The sequence below is a fragment of the Mesobacillus selenatarsenatis SF-1 genome, from assembly GCF_000813125.1.
In the GTDB taxonomy this organism is placed as follows: Bacteria; Bacillota; Bacilli; order Bacillales; family Cytobacillaceae; genus Mesobacillus; species Mesobacillus selenatarsenatis.
On the sequence record NZ_BASE01000024.1, the window covers coordinates 1 to 18,968 of the forward strand.

Below are 18,968 nucleotides of genomic sequence, written 5' to 3' on the forward strand. Positions count from 1 at the left end.
AAACCCGAATATGTGGCCGTTAGAATCGCTCTATCGGACAATCGGAAGACCCATTCCCGGAGTTCTGGCCGTTAGAACAAATCTAATAGACAAACGCATGATGTAACCTTAAATGGTGTCGTGCTAATTAAATTTATAAATGGTGTTAGCTGTAAAAACACTGCAGAGTTCATCTCCTTTAAAAACAGAAAAAAGCTGCCGGGATTTCCCGGCAGCCAATTTATTTTAAAGGGGGATTTAAAATAAAGTTAAGCTACGTTACGAGTGACTTCTTCTCCGCGCTTGAAAACTGTTTTGCGGATAAATGGTACGACCCAGCGGTCTAAACCGTATTTGCCTGCGTTGTAACCTGCGAACAGGATGATGAAGCCGAAGAAGATGTCAGTTGGGTTGTGAGATACAGTTCCAGCTAGGAAGAAGCTGAAGTTCATCACTAGACCGAAGAACATTGCAGCAGTTGTAAGTGTTCCAAGCAGCAATCCAAGTCCTACTAAGAATTCACCTAGCGGCACGATTGTGTTGAAAATATCCACATTCGGGATCGCGAAGCTTTCAAGGAAGTTCACGTACCAGCCATACACTGCGTTTCCGTCTGGACCTTTAACCGGATTTGCCACAGCATTTTTCAAGTAACCAGAAGCGTCGAAACCTTCACCTGTTAATTTGCCCCATCCAGCGGTCATCCAGTTGTATCCAAGCCATACCCTTATGACAGTCAATATACCAGCAGCAACATTGTTTTCTCTTAACCATTTAGCAAACATGTTCCTCACTCCAATAAGTTATTTAGTATTAGTACACTTATAAGATATCAAATAAATCTCGAAAATAGGGTTATTTGTGAATGATTTCACATTTCTGTTGAAATGTTTTGAACGAATTATGACAAAGCCTCCTATTCTTCATAACCGACCCTTACATTTTTTAAAAAAATCTCTTTCATCCTGCATAGCGCTCCAATTTCAAGCCATCATAAGGACGAATACACAATAAGGAGTGAACAGAGTGAAAAAAACAATAATCATGGCAGGCTGTGCTATTTTTACCCTTGGGCTGGCTGGATGCGGAGCGAATAACAATGCAGCCGACCGCAACGGCGAACAGGAAGTCCAAATTTCCCAGGTTGGTCGTGGTCCAGCTGCAGATGAGGGTAACAGACTCCTGCTTGCTGATCGCGCTGAACGCCAGGTAGAGCAGATGCCGGAAGTAGACGACGCCCGTGTCATCATCTCCGAAAATAATGCGTATGTTGCTGTTAGACTAGCGGGCAATAATACCGATAATAACGGGAATGCTGACGTAAATGATGCGTTGGATGGAAACGGCAGGACTTTCGCAGAGAATGGACGAGTAGACCAGGATGACAGCCGTGGAGGAAACGACGGAGTCATTGACGGTCAAGGAGATGCCGGAAATGAAGATCGTCAGAATGCGGGTACAGCGGATGGCGGTTATAGCAACAACATTTTTGGTACGGGCAATGGAAATGGTACCGATGCCGGAACAGACAGAAATACTGCTCGTGGAAATGGTTTGGAACGCGAGATTGAACAAAAGGTCCGCCAATCTCACAGAGGGATTGACAATGTATATGTCTCTGTAGACAATAATGCCTTTGACAGAATGGGTACATTCGCAGATGATATCCGCAATAACAGGAACAGAGACGGTCTATTTGAAGACTTTAGAGACACAATGGGCAATTTCTTTGGAAGATAATTTCATCAAGGCGAACAAGCATAGGATTGATTTTCCTATGCTTTTGCTTTTTTAAAGAAGAGTTGCTCCCTAGATATAAAAAATGGCTGCCGGGATATACCCGGCAGCCGAATTATTTAAAGGGGGATTTAACTAAGTTAAGCAGCGTTTCGTGCAGTTTCTTCTCCGCGCTTGAAAACATTTTTGCGGATAAATGGTACGACCCAGCGGTCTAAACCGTATTTACCAGCGTTGTAGCCTGCGAACAGGATGATGAAGCCGAAGAAGATGTCAGTTGGATTGTGAGATACAGTTCCGGCTAGGAAGAAACTGAAATTCATCACTAGACCGAAGAACATTGCAGCAGTTGTCAGAGTTCCGAGCAGTAATCCAAGTCCTACAAGGAATTCTCCTAGTGGCACGATGAAGTTAAACAATTCGACGTTTGGGATCGCGAAGCTTTCAAGGAAGTTCACGTACCAACCGTACACTGCGTTTCCGTCAGGACCTTTAACCGGATTTGCCACGGCGTTTTTCAGGTAACCGGATGCGTCAAAACCTTCACCAGTCAATTTACCCCATCCAGCAGTCATCCAGTTGTATCCAAGCCAGATTCTTATAACAGCCAATAGACCAGCAGCAACATTGTTTTCTCTTAACCACTTTGCAAACATGTTCTTCACTCCAATAAGTTATTTAGTATTAGTACACTATTAACATATCAAATTTTTATCAAAAAAATACTGCGTTGTGACATTAGTCACAATTCTGTTGAAAAGCTTTGACCAAATTATGTCAGTGGCTTTATATGGAAGATAGTTACAGATTTTACCAGGGTTAATTGTAAATTTAAAATTGCTCGGCTATACTGGAAATGATGATATCAGAATCTTCAATCTATAAAAGGTGGCAAATAATATGAAACTTGGTGCATTTTCTGTAAGCTTGACTGTAAAAGACATTGCGGCTTCTAAATCTTTTTACGAAAACCTGGGTTTTCAAGCCTTGGGAGGAGACATCAATCAAAATTGGCTGATCATGAAGAATGAAAATTGCGTTATTGGACTGTTCCAGGGAATGTTTGAAAAGAATATCCTTACCTTTAATCCGGGCTGGGATCAAAATGCCGAAAATCTGGAAGGCTTCACGGATGTTCGCGAACTTCAAAAGCAGCTTAAAGGAAATGGAGTAAAGTTCCTTACTGAAGCAGATGAATCCGGAGAGGGTCCGGCTCATTTTACGATTGAGGATCCTGATGGCAATCAGATTCTTGTTGACCAACATAGATAAATACATATTTTAAAAAGTCGAAGGGAGACGTTTTGATTATGTACGAACTGAAAACCAAGGAGAACGACAATAGTGTCATCGAGTTCATTGAAAATGTCGACAGCCCTAAAAAACGGGAGGATGCGTATAGACTGTTAGATATATTTACAGAAACAACAGGTTATCCAGCGAAAATGTGGGGGCCGAGCATCATCGGATTCGGGTCTTATCATTATAAGTATGACTCCGGCCACGAAGGTGACGCACCACTCGTTGGCTTCTCACCCCGGAAAGCAAAAATAAGTTTGTATTTCGCCACTGGCGATACGGAAAGAGAAGCGTTATTAAAAGAGTTCGGCAAACACACTTCCGGGAAAGCATGTGTGTACATAAATAAAATAGCGGATATTGATGTGGATGTTTTAAAAGCTTTGATCCATCAGTCTGTTGCATTTTTAAAAGAAAGATATCCCACTGGATAAGGAGAAACTAGAATGGAACCTATCACAGTACCAGACCTTTCAGCAAGACCGCTTGGTTTTAAAGTTGACCGGTTAATGGAGTCCCCGGCTGATACCCTCTACCAAGCGTGGACCGAAAAATTCGATACATGGTTTGCCGCACCCGGAACGCTGATCATGAAGGCAGAGGTCAATTCCGTATTCTTTTTTGAGACCGTCTTTAAAACCGAAGAAGATCTAGTTGAGCAGCGACACCCGCATTACGGAAGGTTTCTACGACTTATTCCGGACCGCCTGATTGAATTCACCTGGTTAACAGGTGCTGGAGGAACAGAAGGTGCCGAGACCGTGGTGACAATCGAGCTTGAACCTAGGGGCAATGGTACGTATCTAAGTCTTTCACACAAAGGATTCTCTCATGAGAAATCAAAAACCCGGCATGATTCAGCCTGGGAAATGATTCTTGAACATCTCGATCAGAAGATGATGGAGAAAGTGTAGTTATTGAGTAGTTGGCTGTCATGATTACATGGCAGCTTTTTTATTACTTAGAATAATAGCTCAAACTCCTTGCTTCGTGCTTATAGAGCTTTCTATGAGGACTTTTAGGGGGCTCCCCCCTCTTTTCGGGTTTATAGATTTTTTCTATAGGACCTTTATAAGGCCATCCCCCCATTACGGGCTTATTATAGATTTTTTCTATAGGACCTTTTACGGGACCAGACCTCATTTCGGGCTTATAGAATCTTTCTATAGAACCTTTTACTGGATTAATCCTTATTTCGGGCTCAAAGCTAATAACCCTCTGACCTTAGAGAATCAAACTCTCTTTTCTGCTTTAGATTGCCTTTATAACTCTCCTAGTGACCATATCCTGCAACAAAAATGTAAATAACTGGACTCGTTATAGTCACATAAAACGGGAATATAGAGTTCAAGAGGAGTTACTACCGAATGGAGGGAAACGACGATGAAGAAATCGACCAAGAATTTTGTTTGGGCTTCTTTGCTTTCATCTGGCGGTGCGGTTTTGCTGACAGCCGCATACAGGAAAAGCCAGCGGGATGCGATTCGTTTTCTTGAGGATACAGACATGAGGAACAGCGAGAAAATTGACCAGATGGAGAGTGTCGATGCGGGCCTAGACCCAGCTGAAAGAGGGCTTACCCAGCTTGATTCTGCCATGCGTGCAGAATGGCAAGCCAATGGTTTCCCGCAGACTCATATGGAAATGGAAGAATTGGCAGAGGAAACTGATGTTGAGAAGAATAACAATTATGCACCGAATTTGTAATAAGATAATACCTCGCCGATATTGTGGCGAGGTTTTCATGTTGAACAACGGCCTCCTATGTGGCCTTCATCCTCTCTTTTTTACCATGCAAGGCGTAATATATAAAGACACCTGCTATGATTAATGGCACCATCGCCAGATACAATCCGCGGTAACCGAAATGCGGAATCATGTATCCCAGCAGGAATGGTCCGAAGCCAATTCCGATATCCATCATGATGAAAAAGGTCGACGTGGCCATTCCCATACGGTGCGGGGGTGTCATCTTAATCGCAATCGTCTGTGCGACAGATTGGAAATTGCCATATCCTAACCCGATGAGCGCAGCTCCCAGCAGGAACAGGGCACTGGATTGCGCCTGGCTTAATGCATACATCCCAAGGGCAAAGGCAATCAATGCCGGGTACACAACGCTGTTCGCACCTTTTGCGTCCATCAGCTTCCCGGTGAATGGACGGGAAAATAAGACGGCCATCGCATAAACGAAGAAGTACATGCTGCCTGCCTCTGTCAATTCAGCTTCCTTCGCAAATGACGCGATGAATGATAGTGTACCAGAATAAGCAAGTGCAATGACGAACGTGACAATCGAGATCGGCAATGCGTTTGCTTCTAAATAGTTTGCCAGACTGAAGCTCCTGCTTTTATTAGCTTCTCCCTGATCATCCACTACAGGTTCATTTACCATAAGGGCGATTGGCAAACTGGCCAGCCCGACGACCAGGGAAAAAATGAACATGCTCTGATAGCCAAACTCATTAATCATTGCGAGGCCAATCAACGGGCCAACCGCGGTTGATAAAATTACACTCAAGCTGAAATAGCTGATCCCTTCCCCTTTCCTGCTCGCAGGAACAACCTGTGCCACAATCGTCCCGGTTGCTGTCGCCGCGAACCCGATTCCGACACCATGAAGAAAACGGACGATCAGGAGGACATAGATATTCGACGGAATTAAATATAGAGCAGTTATCAGGACGAAAAACAAAATTCCTCCGATTAACATCTTTTTACTGCCAATCCTCGCAATTTCCTTTCCGGCATACAATCTGGCAAAAAGAACCCCGATGATGAAGATGCTGGAGGCCAATCCTGCCATGCTCGTTGAAGCTCCATATGTATCAGTCGCATAGGAAGCCATTGTGACAATCAATAAATACATCGAAAGCATCATCACGAAATTCACTAGAGAAATCGAAATGAAATCCTTCGTCCATAATTTTTCTTTTTCCATACGTTCACCTTCAAACTCCAAGATGTAAAAAATATTTCGAAAACCGAATTAATTATACCTTTTTACATCATAAATGTCCATGGTAGTGAACCTCAAGAACTTGTCCATATTAAAAAAGACTGAATCCGCATGGAATCCAGTCTGTCGTGCTTATTTTGGCAGCAATACCTTGTCGATTACATGAATGACACCGTTTGATGCTTCAACGTCAGGGGTCACGACGTTCGCTTCGTTTACTTGAACCGGGTCAAGTGAAATGGTAACATTCTTCTTTGCAAGTGTCTGTGCCTGCATTCCTTCCTTTAAGTCGCCTGACATGACTTTACCAGGAAGTACATGATACAGCAGGATATCCTTGAGATCCTGTCTTGCTAATAACTCATCTGCTGTAATCCCTAGATCCTTCAGAAGCTTATTGAACGCCTCATCAGTCGGTGCGAATACAGTGTATGGCCCTTCACCTTTCAAGGTTTCCACCAATCCGGCTTTCTCCAGTGCAGCCGCGAGGATTTTAAAATTGCCTGCGGCTACGGCCGTATCAACAATATCCTTTTTGTTCCCCGGGTTGTCCGCTGCGAAACTAGGATTTGCAATTGACAACACCATCATCACTGCAAAAAGAACTACCGCAAATTTCTTCATCATGTGAATCACTCCTTTTTCCAATAGAGGCTGCATAACCTCTGTATTTTACAAAAGGTAGTATTCTACATAGTTGGATATTTATCCATGAATTTAAGAGTCTTCTTTCATAATTTCAAGTCTTCTCAAATATTGCCTGAGTGGGCTTTCATTTTGTGGATATAGAGTTCATCTATGCTACCTTTTATTACACATTTTTTCGGGCACATAGAATTCTTCAATAACAAAGTCCTTGAAACCTACTGCATTGCTAAATCGTAAATTTATATAAGATGAAAATGTTTTTGAAAGGATGATTCATGTGAACTATGCGAAAGAATGTCCTAAATGCGGAGGAACGGAAATCGGGAAAGGTAAACATGCTGGCTATGCTGTTATGTATCCCGAAAATAAAGTAATGAGTTTAGGCTCAGAAATTTTACATGTTATTTGTACAGACTGCGGATTCATCATTGAAAGTTATTTAAAAAAGCCGGAGAAATTCAAATCCTAAATAAAAAACCAGGCTGCTAGCAATCTAGCAGCCTGGTTACTTTTATTTTACTCAGACATAATGTCTTCCATTTCTTTAAACTCTTCTTTTACAGCTTTGCCTGGTCCGGTTGTGATTTTACTTACAACAATGACGGCAATTAAGCTCAAGAAGAATCCAGGGACCATTTCATATAGGATTGCTGACAATCCATCGATGCTGATCCAGATGATGACGGTAAGTGCACCGACGACGATACCGGCAAGCGCACCCCAGCGATTCATCTGCTTCCAGTAAAGGCTCAATATCATGACTGGTCCAAATGCTGCACCGAATCCAGCCCATGCATTACCAACCAATGAAAGAATCGTGTCGTTAGGTGTGTAAGACAGCGCGATACCTACTAATGCGACAAGCAATACGGCTGCACGGCCGACGAATACCAATTCCTTGTCACTTGCTTCGCGGCGGAAGAACGCTTTGTAAAAGTCCTCCGTCAATGCACTTGAAGTAACAAGCAGCTGTGAAGAAATTGTACTCATGATCGCAGCCAAAATTGCAGCAAGCAGGAATCCAGTGATAAAGGGATTGAACAGGATGTTCGCAAACATGATGAAGACTGTTTCTGGATTTTCAAGCGTTACGTTGTTCAACTCTACATAAGCAATCCCGACAAGCCCGACTGCCAAAGCGCCGATAATCGAAACGACCATCCATGTCATCGCAATTCTGCGGGCAGGCTTAAGGTCCTCCATCGATTTAATTGCCATAAAGCGGACGATAATATGCGGCTGGCCGAAGTAACCAAGACCCCATGCCAATAGAGAAACAATTCCAAGGAATGTCGTACCTTTGAAAAGATCCATTAACGTAGGATCGATTCCACTTACCGTATCCATAACGTTTCCAGGTCCGCCAAGTTCCGTAAAAGCAACAACTGGCACCAAGACAAGTGCAAGGAACATGATGACCCCTTGAACAAAGTCAGTCAAACTAACAGCAAGGAAACCGCCGAATAGTGTATAAACGATAACGACACCAGCTGTCACGAACAAGCCCATACGATAATCGAGCCCAAATGCTGACTCAAACAAAGTACCGCCTGAAACTAGACCCGCTGATGTGTACAGCGTGAAGAAAATGATAATAACGACTGCAGATACAGACTTAAGGATTTTAGTTGTATCTGAAAAGCGGTTTTCAAGGAAATCGGGGATTGTGATTGAATCATTTGCCAACTCCGTATAGGTTCGAAGTCTTGGAGCTAAGATGAGGTAGTTCAAATAGGCACCAATCGATAATCCAACTGCGATCCAGGCACTGGAAATACCTGAAGTGTACATTGCGCCAGGCAAACCCATCAACATCCAGCCACTCATGTCGGATGCTCCAGCTGATAGAGCTGTTACCGATGGTCCAAGACCACGTCCGCCAAGCATATAATCTGATAGATCAGATGTTTTGCGGTATGCATACAATCCGATCAGGATCATTGCAATAAAATAAATTCCTAAAGAAATAAATACTTCAATACTCACCAAATCTCTCCTTTTCGTTTTCCCTAAACGAAATAAGTAACATAGTGGTTAACAAAATCGGCTAACGTACAAGAATAAAAATGAATTCTTAATCATGAAAGTTATAAGAGCTAACCAGCCGAACCACACAGAAAAAAATTCTTATGTTAATTATGCCGTCCAAGTTTTTCCTGCCCTCATGGGGCTTACGGTTATTAAACCTAACAAACATCCTGAATTGTTTCAAGGATGTTACAGGATATTGAGAACAGGCAAAAACCGCGCCCTGACTAGTCTGTTAGGAATGGTAACGCTTACAAATTTTATTGAAGTAAATATATTGCGAATATTCTGAAATAGTTATATAGCGACTAGGCAAGCACTTTTATGCAAAATAAAAACTCCCAGAGCAGGGAGTTTCAATATGTTTATTTTCCTGGAAAAATTCAATAATTGCAGTGTTAGGTTTATTTTTTGCACGTTCTTTTATAATAATTGCACGATACAAAACGGGAATTGCGGACTCAACACGATTAATTGCACCATAATCCGTAATAAGGTTTACAAGATTAGATACTCCGAAGCTTAATGTGTTGAATGATTAAACAAGTAAATCCCCATCGACAGGCTGCCGATTCCGAGTGCGATCAGGCTAGCATAAAACACTTTCCTCCATGTTCCCCCAATGAAATAGATGTTCAGCAGAAAGTAATAAATAATCGCACTTCCTCCGATGAACAGGAAATATTCCTTGAGGTATTTTGCTGGCATCGGATTGGTGACACTGGTCAGTGCCAATCCAGCAAAGATGAATACCCCGATTATATTTAATACCTTTTTCAAATCACTTTCCGGAGTCCTCTCTATTTTAATATTTTGTGATGTCTGCATTTTCGTTTCCATCCTACCACCTCAAATATTATTAAGTCTTCTTTGTTTTACGATTCAAATCATAAAATGTTCCGTCAAAATAAAGTTAACTTTTCCCAGCCGGGACATGTACCCTTACCAATACTTTTCTCCTACATAATCTATAAAGACCAACTAAAAGGAGGAGGTTATATGAAACTTTATTTAGATCCAGGCCATGGCGGCTCGGATCCGGGAGCGCAGGGAAATGGTTTTCGGGAAAAAGACTTGAACCTGGATATCGCGCTGAAAATCCGTTCGATTCTGGAAAACAACTATGAAAATATCGATGTCAGAATGAGCAGGACAAGCGATGTGACGAAAAGTCTCGACCAGCGTACAAATGAGGCCAACTCCTGGGAAGCTGACTTTTACCTGTCAATTCACATCAATTCCTTCAATGGCTCTGCCCAGGGATATGAGGATTATATTCATAGCAGCTTATCCAATAATTCGGCAACCTCAAGATACCGCGACATCATCCATACTGAGGTTATGAAGCTGAATCAGCTTGATGACCGTGGCAAGAAAAAAGCAGATTTCCATGTTCTGCGTGAAACAACGATGGATGCGATGCTATCTGAGAACGGCTTTATCGACAATGCCCAGAATGCCGCCCTGATGAAGCAGGAATCCTGGCGGCGAAATGTTGCCCAGGGACATGCGAATGGTATCGCAAAAGCGTTCAACCTAACTCCGAAGGAAGCCACTGATCGCGGAGCACTGTATAAAGTGATTGCCGGATCCTTCAAGCAAAGGGAAAATGCCGAGAAGCGAGTGACAGACCTGGATGCACAAGGATATGATAGCTTTATTTCGACATCGGAGGTATCCGGCGAAACCTGGTATCGTGTACAAGCTGGTGCTTTTTCAAGTCGCGAAAATGCGGAAACTCGCCTCCAGGAAATCGAAAGTAAGGGAATCGATGCTTTTATTGCGATTGATTAATATGTATTTCAGGGCCGAATCCTAAACCAGGATCCGGCCATTTTTTTGAACATTAATCCTCAAAGCTTTCTTCTAGCTCCTTAATCAGCTTACCTACATGCGCAACCGCCTCGCGGATTGGCTCTGGCTTGGACATGTCGACTCCTGCCTTTTTGATTAAATCTAAAGGCTTCATCGTTCCACCAGCTCTTAATACATCGAGCCATTTTTCCACTGCCGGCTTGCCTTCGTCCAAGATTTGCCGGGAAACAAGCGTTGAAACAGTTAACCCAGCGGAATAAGTATATGGATATAAGCCCATGTAATAGTGCGGCTGGTGCATCCAGGTCAGGCCGGCTCCTTCGTCCATTTCAACTGAGTCTCCCCAGAAGTTTTTAAGGACCTTCAGCTTTAACTTGGACAATAAGTCCGAAGTCAACGGCTCCCCTTCTTCGGCCAGTTGGTAAACCCTGCGCTGAAGTTCTCCCTCAAGCAGATGGGTGACAAAATTATGATAATACGTCCCTAACAGCTGAAGGATGACCCAGCGCCTTTTCCGCTTGTCCTCCGTATTCGACAACAAGTGGTTTCCTAGCAGCATCTCATTCATCGTCGATGGAGCTTCGATAAAATATCTCGATGGCCGGGTATTGACCATTCTCTGATTCTTTCCTGCCAGGTAAAAATGTCCGGCATGGCCCAATTCATGGGCAAGCGTGAATGCACCGCGCATCGTGTCCGGCCAGGTCATCAGGACGTATGGATGTGCGCCATATGGGCTTGAGCAAAAAGCCCCCGTGCTTTTCCCGACATTGTCAGCATAATCAACCCATCTCTCAGATAAGGCCGTCTTGATCATCTCACTGTACTCCGGCCCCATGATTTCGAGCGCTTCCTGAACTGTTTCAGCCGCTTCATCATAGCTAGTTTCTATTTTATAATCCGGATCCAGCGGCGCTTTAAGGTCGGCATTTGTCATCTTATCCAGACCTAAGACACGTTTTTTCAATTTAGCATAACGCCTCATGTGCGGTGCCAGCTCTTCCTGGATGATATCCAGCTGGTTATCATACATCTCCCGGGTGACCTGCTGATCATGCAGCAGCATATCTGTGACAGAATCATAGCTCCTTAGCCGGGACATCGCCACCTCCTGATTCACCTGGGTCGCGTAGGTTGCGGCAAAGGTATGCTTATATTGATTCAATGTCTTGTTAAAAGCTTCATATGAATTCCGCCTTACCGCACTCGACGGTGATGATGCATATTTCCCTGCGTACAATGCAAATGATAAAGGAATTTCATTACCCTCATCATCAATGAAAGGATCAAACTGCATGTCTGACAGTTTGCCGCGATTATAAATATTGTATGGGGAACTGAACAGAGAACCGAGAGCCGCAAGCGTTTCCTCTGTTTCCTCTCCGAGTGCGTGTGCCTTGCGATTCTGTAAATCGCTCAAATATCTTTCAAATGGCTCCAATCCCGGCTCCTCATTTAAAAATTGATCGACTTTCCCATCCGGAAGCTTGATGATTTCTGTCTCTACAAACGACAGCTCCGAATTGACTGTCGACTGAGCATCGCTTGCCTTAGCCGCATCCTTTTGTCTTTCTGGATCGGTATGGTCGACCGATTGACGCAGATTTGCATACATTGAAACAAGGTTAAAGCGCTCCAGCAGCTTCTCCTTTTCCTCAAGGCATTCCAGCAGCTCACCTGCACTTTTACCAATCTTCCCTTTATAGTTAGTGACTTCTGGCAAATCGTCCTTGACCGCCTTCAGCTCCTTCTCCCAGTCACTCTTCGTTTCAAAAAGAGCACTTAAATCCCAGGTCTGTTTTTCATCCACATTCTGTCTTTTTATCCGGTCATTTGATTTTTTCGCCATCTTTTCCCCTCCTTGCGATTTTTCGTCTACTTAAGCTATACCACAACAAAAAGCCTGTACACGTTGAATTTGATGGAAGCACCAGCATATTAAATAGCCTGGCACAACAAATGCCAGGCTTCTTACCTCTACAATTAAATCTCCATCGACCATCTTTCTTCTTGCGTCTTTTTGAGTTGTTTTTCCGTTTCTTCTGGATAAACACTCCGGAATTTATGGTGATCTGCAGGGATGATTTCTATCATTTTTGCAATCATATCCTCAGGATTAAATTGGTCCTTCAGCGCTGCTTCCTGCTTTTCCATATCCTCTTTCCGGGTAAAATTCTTCTCCTCATCGTACCACTTCCACTTTTCCTCGGCAGCTCGCTTATTGAAGCCCGTTTCAAATGCACCCGGGTTAATCGTTGCTACTTTTACATTGAACTCCGCAAGCTCCGACTTCAACGTTTGCGCGATTCCCTCGATGGCATGCTTCGTTGCTGTGTAAGGGCCCACATATGGTGTTGCTGAAATACCAGCCATCGAGCTCATGAAAATGATTTTCCCGCTTCCCTTCTTCACTAGCTTTTTTGCTGCGATTTGTACAGTTTCTAGTGTCGAGAACACATTCACTTCAAAGAGAGCACGAATCCGGTCCATCGGCACCTCACCCAGCGGCCCTCCTTCATTGATCGCTGCATTTGCGACAAATACATCAAAGTCATACTCTTTTATCTGTTCACGATCCCGCTTATTCGTAATATCCAGCTTAAACACTTCCATATCAAGCCCCTGCTCCTCAGCTTCCCTCATCAGATCCGTCTTTTGGGAAGTCAGCTCAGTCGTCGCAATCACGCGGTGCCCCTTCTTCGCAAGCCCAAGAGAAGCTCCGCTGCCAGCACCCGTAATAAAAATCGTTTTAGCCATTCTGACTCCTCCTATCAATATGAACTAATATTTTCATCTTCCCGGGAGGCGATGGCGTGAAACATAAACCCTTTATTGCCATGTAAAAAAGCCCAGAGTATAATCACTCTGAACTTCTACTTTTGAACTCTATTATTTCTATTATTGAATATAAATTACAAATCAAACCCTTAACGACCCACGGAAACCCCTGGCGCCATAATAGGAATCCGCTCCATTGTGGTACACAAAGGTCGTGTCGTAGCGGCGATCGCAAAAAAGGGCCCCGCCAAGTTCTCTAATATTCTCAGGTGTTTGCACCCAGCTCGATGTTTTCAGATCGAAATTCCCAAGTTTCTGCAGCTCCCGGTATTGTTCTTCCGTTAAGAGCTCAATCCCCATAGCAGTTGCCATATCCATAACGCTATTTTCTGGTTTATGTTTTTTCCTTGCCTCAAGTGCTTCCCGGTCGTAACAAACACTTCTGCGGCCTTTAGGACTTTCCGCTGAACAATCATAAAAAATGTATTCGCCTGTCTCTGGATCAAGGCCAACAACATCGGGTTCCCCGCCAGTTGCTTCCATCTCATTGAGTGACCACAATTTTTCATTTTTAGTTTCAAGCCTAGCTTGTACACTAGCCCATTCAATACCTTCATGTCTGTTCATGTTTTTCTCAAAACGCATTTTCAAAGTTTCCAGAAGTTCTGCCTGCTGTTCTGGTGGCAACTCGTTATTTCCTTTTGCCATATTAGCACTCTCCTTGTTTTTGATTCCTTATTGTAAAATCTCTTTATTATTATTTATCATTATGGGTCTTTCTGAATGCGTCCCAAACCATTATAGCTACCAGAACAGTGAACAGTTCCTTTACAACATTCTTCAGCGTTTCGGAATCAGAGCCGTAAGACACAATAAATGAACTTACTATCATAAGAAACACGATAACCAGTTTAGTAGTTCTTTTAAAACCTGTCCCCCCTGGACAAAACAACTTAATCACATCGTTGATTTCATGACAGTTTCCATTAACTCATCAATAGTTCCAATACATATCTGAACTTCTGGCAAATGATAAAAGGTACTGGTTGTTGCGAAATTATTTACTTCGTCATCTGGTGAATGAAGATATATTCTTTTCCCCTGGCCAAGCGCAATTCCAAATTCTATATGGCTTTCTTTGCCTGCTGGCAATAAAATTACAACAAAGTCTGCTTCCAAAACAGCATCTTTTTCTTTTCGGCTTATTTCCTTTAAATCTTCCAAATTTGAAGCTCTTTCATTTTCCGTCCAATCATATGTTTGAACATATCCTTTATTGATAAGCTGTCTACTAACGTATCTAACTGTATCTATGTTTTTAAAACTTGAAGCCACATAAAACCTCTTCAATAATAATCCTCCTCGTTAAGCAACCACGCCCTTGAAAGCAGTTCCTTCACCCTTTAAACAATCGATATTTCGATAAAGATTATCTGTTCGATGACAATTGGTAATCGGAACATAATCACACAATCACCTCTACCGTTCGATCCAGTATTTTTTGAGTTTTAAGGTCCTTCTTACTGCGAGCAAGATATATAGAAGCGCGGCATACAAAGTGATGCTTATCATGTAGAATATCGCCTGTGGTTTCACCGATTCACTGGCGACTCCGTGGAGTTTGTTATGGTCATCAATCGAAATAAAATACGTCCAGATGAAGTTTAAAGTAATGATCAACATTAGCAATGCCAGAATGGCCTTTTTATGTAAAATCAGTCTAGTTAAACTCTCCTTAAAAGCCTTGGAGACTGTCACCTTTGAGTTTCCTTCGACACTGATCTTATCGTTAAAAGGTGTTAAGAAGTAAACCAGCAAGCCTCCCCAGACAATCCCAAATACCATTAATTCTGCGAATTCCAATTTGAATCCTCCTCCATATTGGTCAACCCAGTCGGTCTATCGCAACTTTCTACTGTTTAGCTTTCAGGTATTTTTTATAAGCCCCCGGGCTTTGCAGGTGTTCCGGAACGATTTCATGTGCCGGCTCCTGCGCCTTTTCTTCTACTTTTCCAACATCAGGCGATATAGTCGCAATCCTTTTACGGACGTCATTCAGTAAGTAAATCCCTCTAAATAGACTGCCTGCAATAATACCGAAGGCAAGGATGCCGCCTACAATCGGACCCATAACAAATAGAAGGTAACCTAGAATGACACTTAACAGTATGGATAAAAACAAATACATGCCAATCTCTGCCCCCATTACTAGCTTAATAAAATGAAATTATCCCTAAATTCTCTATCATTGATCGATATCCTGATCCTTAAATCCCTGGTTCGCAGCACATACTCTTTGACCCCGATAAACTCCGATTCAGCAATCAAATAGAATTGAGTCCCTTTTTTCAAACCCTTAAAGTCGCTTTTTAACATATATCTCTTCATTATTATTCTTGTAACTCCTGTAAGTTTCTTTTGAATAAGTTCAACAAAAAGAAGCGTGAATCCTCCAAGATTTACGCTTCCTTTGCTAGAATATTGAGCTTTTTAAAATAAACACGTTGCTTGGTGTGAAACCCTTTGACAGCACTTAGTTTTTATACTTCACCTTGTCCAATTAGCGTGAAGATTTTGGCGGCTGGCACACTTCACATTTGCGCTGGTGATTATCCTTGAATTTCTTGAAGGGTTTTTCAAAATTGTTGCCGCAAGCGCATTTAAAGAGTAATTTTTGCGAAAAACCATGATATTCTGTCGTCAGCAGCTTACTCTCTGAATTTTTCTCCACAAACTCTCTAATCTTTTCAATCGTCCATCGTTTGTTCATGTTCCTATACCTCCATATATGAATCGCCAGTCGGAGGCTTTTCAAGCATCCGTGCAATTATGTTTAAAATCCATCTAAGTTCCTCATTATACCATGTGCCGACATACAATTATATAAGCTGATTAGTCTTTATTTTCCTTCTCAAGCAACTCAATTATTCGGTCAAGTTTTCGTTCTACGCTCTTCGAATTATCAGGTACCTTTATTACGAGTGACCGGACAGCATAAAAACAGCAGCCACAATACCAATTAATAAAATGAAAAAAATAAGCTGAAATAATAGATCCCCAATGTTCATCTTAACCCCGCCTCAATATTTAAGTTAATTACCCTATAACTCCTTTAATCTCCGTTTCCTTTCATTCTTAATAATTATTTCAAGCGCTTCTCTTGTTTCAGGATGCAGTATCATTTTTTCTGTAAGTTTTAAGTTCGAAAACTTCACTTTCCTCCCCCACCTTCTCGAAAAAGAACGCCAATCACAAACCATTTCTAGTAGATACTTTCTTGGCATTGGCAAGGCTAGTTTTTGATTCGGACCAACTACCTAATACTCCCAATGGTGTTTATTTTTATGTTGATGATGGAGCCAAGCAAACTTCCATTTCATTTCATCAATAGAATCAATATTCCTATCCAAAAAGAATTTCTTCGTATATGGTATAAATTCCTTTGGATTAAATTTTGATAAGTCATGAGTAATCCCCTGTATGTATAAACCCTCTCTCCAACATTCGACTAAAACATTGACTTTATGTTCAATTATATAGAGAAGATATCTCCAGCAAGCTTTTAGCATAATACCCCCCTATCTTAATAGAGTATATAGTACGTTCATATTCTCCTTGTTAGGCTGGTATTCCTCCCGATTTGTAATAAAAAGGTATTTGTTTGTTATTTATATTGATTTACATTCCTCCCCTCCCGGATTTACTATTAAATTATATTCTGGACAGGGGTGGTATTTTTGGAAAAGTATAGAGTGGGGATTATCGGAACGGGGTTTGGTGCCAAAGTTCATGCGCCAATGATGAACCACCATGATGGATTCGATGTTGTGGCAATCTCTAGTGTATCAAGGGGCAACATTGAGGAAGCACGGAAAGCCAGCGAGATTGAGAATATCTATACTGACTGGCGCCAGATGATTGAGCAGGAAACTCTCGATTTATTGGTAGTCGCTTCGGCCGTTCATTTACATAAGGAAATGGTTGCCGCTGCTTTCGAAAAGGGAGTTCATGTAGTATGTGAAAAACCAATGGCCATGGATGTTGCTGAAACAGAAGAAATGATTACGGAAAGAGCCAAGGCAGGCAAACTCGGGCTGATCAATCATGAATTCCGCTTTCTGCCTGCTCGTACGAAGGTAAAAGAAATCATGGAAAGCGGAAAACTCGGAGGAATTATGCATGTTCGCTACGAGTGCTCTTTTGCGAATTATACCGGACTGACTACAAAACCGCGAGGCTGGCTGGGACAGGAAGAAAAAGGCGGCGGAATGCTTGGTGCAATCGGATCTCATATGACAGATGCTCTTCAATGGTGGTTGGACAGCTCATTTAAAGAAGTGTTTGCCCGGCTGCCAATTCACATCCCCTCCCAGACTGATGAAAATGGGAATACTGAACATCGAACAGCGGACGATGCTTTCCAGATTATCGGCTCTCTTGAAAACGGGGCTACGGTTACTCTCGAGCTCCTCTCTGCAGCACGCCAAACGGAGCACACATGGCGACTTGAAATCTACGGTACGGAAGGTACACTTGTTATGCTGGATGACAAAAAGGTGCTGCTATCCGCAGGAAATTCTCCACTTGAAGAAGTCGAGCTAGTTCCAGATATTGAAGCCCCTGCTACTATGCCGCAAATCGCAGCAAGGTACTATAACGGCTTCCAAAGGGCTTTAGATGCCCTGCATGAAACTCTGGCTTCAGGAAAGAAACACCCATACCTCGCTGATTTCGAGCATGGACATGCGACTCAAAAAGTATTGGATGCAGTAAGGACCTCTGCGCTTGAAGGTCGAAAAATGGAAGTTAAGTAAAGGATTCACGTTGCAGTAAGCTTAACAGGCATGAGCCAGGTATTGAACTGGCTCATGCCTTTAATTATTTCAATAGTCCAGGGTAGTTGCCCTCCATAAAAGTGCCTGACGCTGTGGCCGATGAGAAAATGGGTTTAATCAAACGTTTGATTAATAAATTTTGGTACAGGAATGATTGACTTTTTTGAAGCAAAAATCATTTTTAAAGCTGCTCTATTAAAGTGCTAACATAGAATTAGTTCACTTTTTCTTAGGCTTAACCCTTTGGACCTGACACTCTAAATCAGACCTTCTTCTCCAAAAAGAAAAGCCTAATTCCTTTAAGGAACAGGGCTTGTCATTCTACATATCCCGAAGCATGGTGTTTAAGGAGCTTAACTCCTCTTCAATTGCTGCAAGCCTTTTTTCCAGCGGATGCAGATTTCCTTTTACAGATTCCAATTTTTCGAGATTGTGTTGAAGCTGTAAATACTCATCTTTCAATTCGACTATTTTGTATTCAATTTCTCTTTTATCCATTGATTGATCCTCCTGTTATGACGATTTCTTTCTTTAGAATAGCGATATCGTGGCGTTTATTCAAGATGCATGCAAAAGGCGTACAGATAAGTTTCTGTACGCCCTTTCCACTATTTATTCACTTTAGATAAAAGCGTGATGCTGTAAATGGCCGCGAGCCCTACAAGGATATAGACCACTTTTGCGATTGGACTGTCCATGCCTCCGAAAAGACCCCCGACCAAGTCCCATTCAAATAATCCAACCAATAGCCAATTTAATCCGCCGACAATAAGCAATACTAATGATACCAAATTCAAAGTTTTCATTTTGACACCACCCATTGTATAATTTTTGTATAACCTTTCGAGTTTTATTATACAAAACCTATACAAATTAAGCAAACATTTTAT

Annotated in this window: 25 protein-coding genes and 1 pseudogene; 8 read left to right on the forward strand and 18 right to left on the reverse strand. The window is 42.3% G+C overall.

Going from position 1 to position 18,968, the window contains the following annotated elements; genetic code table 11:
- Nucleotides 1-248: 248 nt before the first annotated feature.
- Nucleotides 249-764: a DoxX family membrane protein gene (locus TY49_RS05505; protein WP_041964907.1), complete on the reverse strand. Its 516-nt coding sequence runs from the start codon at nucleotides 762-764 to the stop codon at nucleotides 249-251.
- Between the two features lie 241 nt (nucleotides 765-1,005).
- Between TY49_RS05505 and TY49_RS23855 the strand changes: the two genes are divergently transcribed.
- Entirely contained in the window at nucleotides 1,006-1,719 is a 714-nt protein-coding gene (locus TY49_RS23855; protein WP_052442097.1) for a YhcN/YlaJ family sporulation lipoprotein, read from the forward strand.
- Nucleotides 1,720-1,856: 137 nt separating this feature from the next.
- On the opposite strand, the gene TY49_RS05515 is transcribed toward TY49_RS23855, so the two are convergent.
- The gene (locus tag TY49_RS05515) at nucleotides 1,857-2,372 is read right to left on the reverse strand and encodes a DoxX family membrane protein (protein ID WP_041964908.1); all 516 of its coding nucleotides are present in this window, start codon (nucleotides 2,370-2,372) and stop codon (nucleotides 1,857-1,859) included.
- Between the two features lie 244 nt (nucleotides 2,373-2,616).
- Here TY49_RS05515 and TY49_RS05520 point away from each other — a divergent pair, with 244 nt between their 5' ends.
- The 4 genes from TY49_RS05520 (at nucleotide 2,617) to TY49_RS05535 (ending at nucleotide 4,722) form a co-directional block, all read left to right on the forward strand.
- Nucleotides 2,617-2,988, forward strand: a complete 372-nt coding sequence (locus TY49_RS05520; RefSeq protein WP_041964909.1) for a VOC family protein — start codon at nucleotides 2,617-2,619, stop codon at nucleotides 2,986-2,988.
- A 38-nt stretch (nucleotides 2,989-3,026) separates the two neighbouring features.
- The gene (locus tag TY49_RS05525) at nucleotides 3,027-3,449 is read left to right on the forward strand and encodes a DUF1801 domain-containing protein (RefSeq protein WP_041964910.1); all 423 of its coding nucleotides are present in this window, start codon (nucleotides 3,027-3,029) and stop codon (nucleotides 3,447-3,449) included.
- 12 nt (nucleotides 3,450-3,461) lie between these two features.
- On the forward strand, nucleotides 3,462-3,929 hold the full coding sequence (locus tag TY49_RS05530; protein WP_041964911.1) for an SRPBCC family protein: 468 nt from the start codon (nucleotides 3,462-3,464) through the stop codon (nucleotides 3,927-3,929).
- Between the two features lie 469 nt (nucleotides 3,930-4,398).
- Nucleotides 4,399-4,722 (forward strand): hypothetical protein, encoded by a 324-nt coding sequence (locus tag TY49_RS05535; RefSeq protein WP_041964912.1) that lies wholly within the window; start codon nucleotides 4,399-4,401, stop codon nucleotides 4,720-4,722.
- 55 nt (nucleotides 4,723-4,777) lie between these two features.
- On the opposite strand, the gene TY49_RS05540 is transcribed toward TY49_RS05535, so the two are convergent.
- Both TY49_RS05540 and TY49_RS05545 read right to left on the reverse strand, forming a co-directional pair.
- Nucleotides 4,778-5,956, reverse strand: coding sequence for an MFS transporter (locus tag TY49_RS05540; protein ID WP_041964913.1), 1,179 nt, complete (start codon nucleotides 5,954-5,956; stop codon nucleotides 4,778-4,780).
- Nucleotides 5,957-6,106: 150 nt separating this feature from the next.
- Nucleotides 6,107-6,601, reverse strand: a complete 495-nt coding sequence (locus TY49_RS05545; protein ID WP_041964914.1) for a fasciclin domain-containing protein — start codon at nucleotides 6,599-6,601, stop codon at nucleotides 6,107-6,109.
- Nucleotides 6,602-6,899: 298 nt separating this feature from the next.
- On the opposite strand from TY49_RS05545, the gene TY49_RS05550 reads away from it, so the two are divergent.
- Nucleotides 6,900-7,091, forward strand: coding sequence for a transcription initiation factor TFIIIB (locus tag TY49_RS05550; protein WP_439646153.1), 192 nt, complete (start codon nucleotides 6,900-6,902; stop codon nucleotides 7,089-7,091).
- A 47-nt stretch (nucleotides 7,092-7,138) separates the two neighbouring features.
- Here the strand turns inward: TY49_RS05550 and putP are convergent, their stop codons facing one another.
- Nucleotides 7,139-8,608: a sodium/proline symporter PutP gene (putP, locus tag TY49_RS05555; RefSeq protein WP_041964916.1), complete on the reverse strand. Its 1,470-nt coding sequence runs from the start codon at nucleotides 8,606-8,608 to the stop codon at nucleotides 7,139-7,141.
- 564 nt (nucleotides 8,609-9,172) lie between these two features.
- Nucleotides 9,173-9,490: a hypothetical protein gene (locus TY49_RS05560; protein ID WP_232310387.1), complete on the reverse strand. Its 318-nt coding sequence runs from the start codon at nucleotides 9,488-9,490 to the stop codon at nucleotides 9,173-9,175.
- A 159-nt stretch (nucleotides 9,491-9,649) separates the two neighbouring features.
- Here TY49_RS05560 and TY49_RS05565 point away from each other — a divergent pair, with 159 nt between their 5' ends.
- Nucleotides 9,650-10,444, forward strand: a complete 795-nt coding sequence (locus TY49_RS05565; RefSeq protein ID WP_041964917.1) for an N-acetylmuramoyl-L-alanine amidase — start codon at nucleotides 9,650-9,652, stop codon at nucleotides 10,442-10,444.
- A gap of 52 nt (nucleotides 10,445-10,496) precedes the next feature.
- Here TY49_RS05565 and pepF read toward each other — a convergent pair whose 3' ends face one another.
- From pepF to TY49_RS25190, 10 genes and pseudogenes are all read right to left on the reverse strand, one after another.
- Nucleotides 10,497-12,314 carry an oligoendopeptidase F gene (pepF, locus tag TY49_RS05570; protein ID WP_041964918.1) on the reverse strand — a complete coding sequence of 606 codons (1,818 nt, stop codon included), beginning with the start codon at nucleotides 12,312-12,314 and terminating at the stop codon, nucleotides 10,497-10,499.
- Between the two features lie 134 nt (nucleotides 12,315-12,448).
- Nucleotides 12,449-13,222 carry an SDR family oxidoreductase gene (locus tag TY49_RS05575; RefSeq protein WP_041964919.1) on the reverse strand — a complete coding sequence of 258 codons (774 nt, stop codon included), beginning with the start codon at nucleotides 13,220-13,222 and terminating at the stop codon, nucleotides 12,449-12,451.
- Between the two features lie 162 nt (nucleotides 13,223-13,384).
- The gene (locus tag TY49_RS05580; protein WP_041964920.1) at nucleotides 13,385-13,951 is read right to left on the reverse strand and encodes a DUF4256 domain-containing protein; all 567 of its coding nucleotides are present in this window, start codon (nucleotides 13,949-13,951) and stop codon (nucleotides 13,385-13,387) included.
- Between the two features lie 249 nt (nucleotides 13,952-14,200).
- Complete coding sequence (locus TY49_RS05585) at nucleotides 14,201-14,593, reverse strand: hypothetical protein (protein WP_041964921.1); 393 nt, start codon at nucleotides 14,591-14,593, stop codon at nucleotides 14,201-14,203.
- A 129-nt stretch (nucleotides 14,594-14,722) separates the two neighbouring features.
- Entirely contained in the window at nucleotides 14,723-15,106 is a 384-nt protein-coding gene (locus TY49_RS05590) for a hypothetical protein (RefSeq protein ID WP_041964922.1), read from the reverse strand.
- 49 nt (nucleotides 15,107-15,155) lie between these two features.
- Nucleotides 15,156-15,431 carry a hypothetical protein gene (locus TY49_RS05595; RefSeq protein WP_041964923.1) on the reverse strand — a complete coding sequence of 92 codons (276 nt, stop codon included), beginning with the start codon at nucleotides 15,429-15,431 and terminating at the stop codon, nucleotides 15,156-15,158.
- 20 nt (nucleotides 15,432-15,451) lie between these two features.
- Complete coding sequence (locus tag TY49_RS05600; protein WP_041964924.1) at nucleotides 15,452-15,631, reverse strand: hypothetical protein; 180 nt, start codon at nucleotides 15,629-15,631, stop codon at nucleotides 15,452-15,454.
- A gap of 172 nt (nucleotides 15,632-15,803) precedes the next feature.
- The gene (locus TY49_RS05605) at nucleotides 15,804-16,013 is read right to left on the reverse strand and encodes a hypothetical protein (protein WP_041964925.1); all 210 of its coding nucleotides are present in this window, start codon (nucleotides 16,011-16,013) and stop codon (nucleotides 15,804-15,806) included.
- Between the two features lie 122 nt (nucleotides 16,014-16,135).
- Nucleotides 16,136-16,294, reverse strand: a complete 159-nt coding sequence (locus TY49_RS25540; protein ID WP_084135390.1) for a DUF4083 family protein — start codon at nucleotides 16,292-16,294, stop codon at nucleotides 16,136-16,138.
- Nucleotides 16,295-16,344: 50 nt separating this feature from the next.
- Nucleotides 16,345-16,812, reverse strand: a pseudogene (locus tag TY49_RS25190) (DUF5662 family protein).
- A 168-nt stretch (nucleotides 16,813-16,980) separates the two neighbouring features.
- Between TY49_RS25190 and TY49_RS05615 the strand changes: the two are divergent.
- Nucleotides 16,981-18,057, forward strand: a complete 1,077-nt coding sequence (locus tag TY49_RS05615) for a Gfo/Idh/MocA family protein (protein WP_041964926.1) — start codon at nucleotides 16,981-16,983, stop codon at nucleotides 18,055-18,057.
- A gap of 342 nt (nucleotides 18,058-18,399) precedes the next feature.
- On the opposite strand, the gene TY49_RS24910 is transcribed toward TY49_RS05615, so the two are convergent.
- Both TY49_RS24910 and TY49_RS05620 read right to left on the reverse strand, forming a co-directional pair.
- Nucleotides 18,400-18,576: an SE1832 family protein gene (locus TY49_RS24910; protein ID WP_170029930.1), complete on the reverse strand. Its 177-nt coding sequence runs from the start codon at nucleotides 18,574-18,576 to the stop codon at nucleotides 18,400-18,402.
- A gap of 110 nt (nucleotides 18,577-18,686) precedes the next feature.
- A complete protein-coding gene (locus tag TY49_RS05620) occupies nucleotides 18,687-18,884 on the reverse strand; it encodes a DUF378 domain-containing protein (RefSeq protein ID WP_023626156.1) in 198 nt (65 codons plus the stop codon).
- Nucleotides 18,885-18,968: the final 84 nt, after the last annotated feature.

Coding starts and splice junctions, on each gene's coding strand:
- TY49_RS05520 (WP_041964909.1), top strand. CDS start 2,617: ATGAAACTTGGTGCATTTTCTGTAAGCTTGACTGTAAAAGACATTGCG.
- TY49_RS05505 (WP_041964907.1), bottom strand. CDS start 764: ATGTTTGCTAAATGGTTAAGAGAAAACAATGTTGCTGCTGGTATATTG.
- TY49_RS05515 (WP_041964908.1), bottom strand. CDS start 2,372: ATGTTTGCAAAGTGGTTAAGAGAAAACAATGTTGCTGCTGGTCTATTG.
- TY49_RS05540 (WP_041964913.1), bottom strand. CDS start 5,956: ATGGAAAAAGAAAAATTATGGACGAAGGATTTCATTTCGATTTCTCTA.
- TY49_RS05565 (WP_041964917.1), top strand. CDS start 9,650: ATGAAACTTTATTTAGATCCAGGCCATGGCGGCTCGGATCCGGGAGCG.
- TY49_RS05600 (WP_041964924.1), bottom strand. CDS start 15,631: ATGAAGAGATATATGTTAAAAAGCGACTTTAAGGGTTTGAAAAAAGGG.
- pepF (WP_041964918.1), bottom strand. CDS start 12,314: ATGGCGAAAAAATCAAATGACCGGATAAAAAGACAGAATGTGGATGAA.
- TY49_RS05605 (WP_041964925.1), bottom strand. CDS start 16,013: ATGAACAAACGATGGACGATTGAAAAGATTAGAGAGTTTGTGGAGAAA.
- TY49_RS05535 (WP_041964912.1), top strand. CDS start 4,399: ATGAAGAAATCGACCAAGAATTTTGTTTGGGCTTCTTTGCTTTCATCT.
- TY49_RS05575 (WP_041964919.1), bottom strand. CDS start 13,222: ATGGCTAAAACGATTTTTATTACGGGTGCTGGCAGCGGAGCTTCTCTT.
- TY49_RS05580 (WP_041964920.1), bottom strand. CDS start 13,951: ATGGCAAAAGGAAATAACGAGTTGCCACCAGAACAGCAGGCAGAACTT.
- TY49_RS05525 (WP_041964910.1), top strand. CDS start 3,027: ATGTACGAACTGAAAACCAAGGAGAACGACAATAGTGTCATCGAGTTC.
- TY49_RS24910 (WP_170029930.1), bottom strand. CDS start 18,576: ATGGATAAAAGAGAAATTGAATACAAAATAGTCGAATTGAAAGATGAG.
- TY49_RS05530 (WP_041964911.1), top strand. CDS start 3,462: ATGGAACCTATCACAGTACCAGACCTTTCAGCAAGACCGCTTGGTTTT.
- TY49_RS05595 (WP_041964923.1), bottom strand. CDS start 15,431: ATGTATTTGTTTTTATCCATACTGTTAAGTGTCATTCTAGGTTACCTT.
- TY49_RS05620 (WP_023626156.1), bottom strand. CDS start 18,884: ATGAAAACTTTGAATTTGGTATCATTAGTATTGCTTATTGTCGGCGGA.
- TY49_RS05560 (WP_232310387.1), bottom strand. CDS start 9,490: ATGGAAACGAAAATGCAGACATCACAAAATATTAAAATAGAGAGGACT.
- TY49_RS05545 (WP_041964914.1), bottom strand. CDS start 6,601: ATGATGAAGAAATTTGCGGTAGTTCTTTTTGCAGTGATGATGGTGTTG.